Origin of the sequence: Streptomyces sp. NPDC048270, assembly GCF_040652335.1 — a bacterium.
In the GTDB taxonomy this organism is placed as follows: Bacteria; Actinomycetota; Actinomycetes; order Streptomycetales; family Streptomycetaceae; genus Streptomyces.
In genome coordinates this window covers 1-3139 of the sequence record NZ_JBEZLV010000110.1, presented here as the reverse complement: position 1 = coordinate 3139, position 3139 = coordinate 1, and the positions used below count along the sequence as shown (strand labels likewise).

Below are 3139 nucleotides of genomic sequence, written 5' to 3'. Positions count from 1 at the left end.
GCCGCGAACACCTTCCTGGACGCCCTCGCCGCCCACCGCCGGGCCAACGGACTCCCCGCGACGAGCCTGTCCTGGGGCCTGTGGCAGCAGGCCGGCCAAGGCCTGACCGCCACCCTCGGCCAGGCCGAACTCGCCCGCATGCGCCGGCGCGGTATCGCCGCCCTCAGCGAACCGCAGGCCCTGGCGGCCCTGGACGCGGCCCTGGCCTCGGCCCAACCGCACCTGGTCCCCGTACGCCTCGAACTCACGCCGCTGCAACGCGAACTGGACAACGGCGGCGACGCGCCCGCCCTGCTGCGAGCCCTCCTGCGCGCCCCGCGCAAGCGCGCCGGCGGCGAGGCGGCGACCGGCGGGAACGGGCTGCGGGAACAGCTGACCACCCTGCCGGAGGGCGAGCGCCTGCCACGGCTCACCCAGCTGGTGCAGCGCGAGGCCGCCGTGGTCCTCGGTGCTTCCGGCAGCGCCGGCGTCGGCGCCCAGCAGGTCCTCAAGGAGCTCGGCATGGACTCCCTGATGGCCGTCGAGCTGCGCCGCCGCCTCTCCGCCGAGACCGGCATCTCACTGCCGTCCACGCTCGCCTTCGACTACCCGACGCCCACCGCCATCGCCGGCCTGCTCCTCGACAAGCTGGCCGTGGGAACCGGGGGAGGGGCGCGGCCCGGACAGCGCGTGACGAAGAACCAGATCGACAACCTCGTGGAACTCCTGCGTTCCGCGACACCGAAACAACTCGAGGAACCGGGCCTGGCCGCCGGACTGCTGGCCCTGCGGGACGGACTGGCCAAGGCCTCCGCCGCGGCCGGCACCGCCGACGCGGCAGAAGCCGAGACCGAAGCCGACCTCGGCGGCGACAGCACCGATGACCTCCTGCAGTTCCTGGATCGCAAGCTTGGAGTGAGCGAATGAGCGCGTCCGAATCCGAGAAGCTGGAAAAGCTCGAGGCGTACCTGAGGCGCACGGCGAACGCGCTCGTCGAGACCGAGAAGGAACTCAACGCCGAGCGGGCCTCGCGTACGGAGCCGATCGCGGTCGTGTCGATGGCCTGCCGCCTCCCTGGCGGGATCGACACCCCGGAGGGCTTCTGGGAGCTGCTCGCCTCCGGCGGCGACGCCGTCGGCGGCCTGCCGTCCCGCTGGGACAGCCTCGGGGTCTACGACCCCGACCCGGAGGCCGTCGGCAAGAGCTACGCCCGCGAGGGCGGCTTCATCGACGGAGCCGAGGGCTTCGACGCCCCCTTCTTCGGCATCTCGCCGCGCGAGGCGCTCTCCATGGACCCGCAGCAGCGCCTGGTCCTGGAGACCTCGTGGGAGGCCCTGGAGCGGGCCGGCATCCGCCCCGACGCGCTCAGCGAGAGCCGTACGGGCGTCTACCTCGGCACGATGAGCTCCGACTACGGCAACCAGCAGGGCCACGACCTCAACGCCCTCGACGGATACAGCACCGGCAACGCGAGCAGCGTCGTCTCCGGCCGCGTCTCCTACACGCTGGGCCTCCAGGGCCCGGCCGTCACCGTCGACACCGCCTGCTCCTCCTCCCTCGTCTCCATCCACCTGGCCGTCCAGGCCCTGCGCCAGGGCGAGTGCGAACTCGCGCTGGCCGGCGGCGTGACCGTGATGAGCACCCCGGCGCTGTTCGTGGAGTTCTCCCGTCTGAAGGGCATGGCGGCGGACGGCCGCTGCAAGTCCTTCTCGGCCGGCGCCGACGGCGCCGGCTGGGCCGAGGGCGCGGGCGTGCTCGTCCTGAAGAAGCTCTCGGCCGCGCAGCGCGACGGAGACCCGGTCCTGGCCGTGATCCGCGGCTCGGCCGTCAACCAGGACGGCCGCAGCCAGGGCCTCACCGCCCCCAACGGCCCCTCGCAGCAGCGCGTCATCCACGACGCCCTGGAAGCGGCCCGGCTGACCCCCGCCGACATCGACGCCATCGAGGCACACGGCACCGGCACCCCGCTCGGCGACCCGATCGAAGCCGGTGCGCTGGCCGAGGTCTTCGGCCCCGACCGCGCCGCCAACCGGCCCGTCTACCTGGGCTCGTCGAAGTCGAACATCGGGCACGCGCAGGCGGCCGCCGGTGTCATCGGTGTGATCAAGATGGTGCTGGCGCTGGAGCACGGCGTGCTCCCGAAGACCCTGCACGCCGAGGAGCCCAGCCCGCACATCGAGTGGAAGAACAGCGGGCTCGAGCTGCTGAACGAGGCGCGGGCGTGGGAGCGGGGCGCGGAGCGCATCCGCCGCGCGGGCGTCTCCTCCTTCGGCCTGAGCGGTACGAACGCCCACATCGTCCTCGAGGAGCCCCCGACGGCGGCCGCGGCCGCGGCCCCGTCGGCGTCCGCGCCCGCCGAACCGGCGGGAGCGGCGCCGCTTCCGGTGGTCGTCTCCGGCCGTGACGAGGCCGCGCTGCGGGAGCAGGCTGGCCGCCTGGCGGCCTGGGTCGAGCAGCGCCCCGAGGTTCCGCTGGCGGACGTGGCGGCGACGGCCGCCCGGCACCGTTCGCACTTCGAGTCGCGGGCCAGTGTCGTGGCCGCGGACTCCGCCGCTCTGGTGGAGGCGCTGCGCGCGCTGGCCGAGGGCACGTCGCATGACGCGGTGGTGACCGGTAGCGCCAGCGAGCGCGGGAAGGTCGTCTTCGTCTACCCGGGGCAGGGCAGCCAGTGGGTGGGGATGGGCCGTGAACTGCTCGCCTCCAACGCGGTCTTCGCGGAGACGATCGACGCCTGTGACGCCGCGCTGCGGCCGCACACGGGTTGGTCGGTGCGTGAGGTCCTCGCCGGTGAGGAGGGTGACCACCCGCCGTTCGACCGGGTGGACGTGGTCCAGCCGGCCCTGTTCGCCATGGGGGTGGGCCTGTCCGCCGTCTGGCGGTCCCTCGGTGTCGAGCCGTCAGCGGTCGTCGGCCACTCGCAGGGCGAGGTCGTCGCCGCTGTGGTGAGCGGTGCTCTCACTTTGGAGCAGGGCTCGCATATCGTGGCGCAGCGCTCGCAGGCGGTCCTGGCCTGCGCGGGTCAGGGCGGTATGGCCCTGATCGAACGCCCGGTCGCCGAGGTCGAGGGATTCATCGCCCCCTACGGCGACGCCCTGTCCGTCGCCGCGGTCAACACCACCGGTTCGACGATCATCTCCGGCCTCGCGGACGCGATCGCCAA

The 3139-nt window shown here is 73.5% G+C and carries 2 protein-coding genes; both read left to right on the top strand.

What is annotated here, in order from left to right; translation table 11 throughout:
* Positions 1-906 (top strand): beta-ketoacyl reductase (locus AB0D66_RS34340; RefSeq protein WP_362311070.1); only part of this gene is annotated, 906 nt, incomplete at its 5' end.
* A partial coding sequence (locus AB0D66_RS34335) for a type I polyketide synthase (RefSeq protein ID WP_362311069.1) occupies positions 903-3139 on the top strand: 2237 nt, incomplete at its 3' end. The genes AB0D66_RS34340 and AB0D66_RS34335, both read left to right, overlap by 4 nt.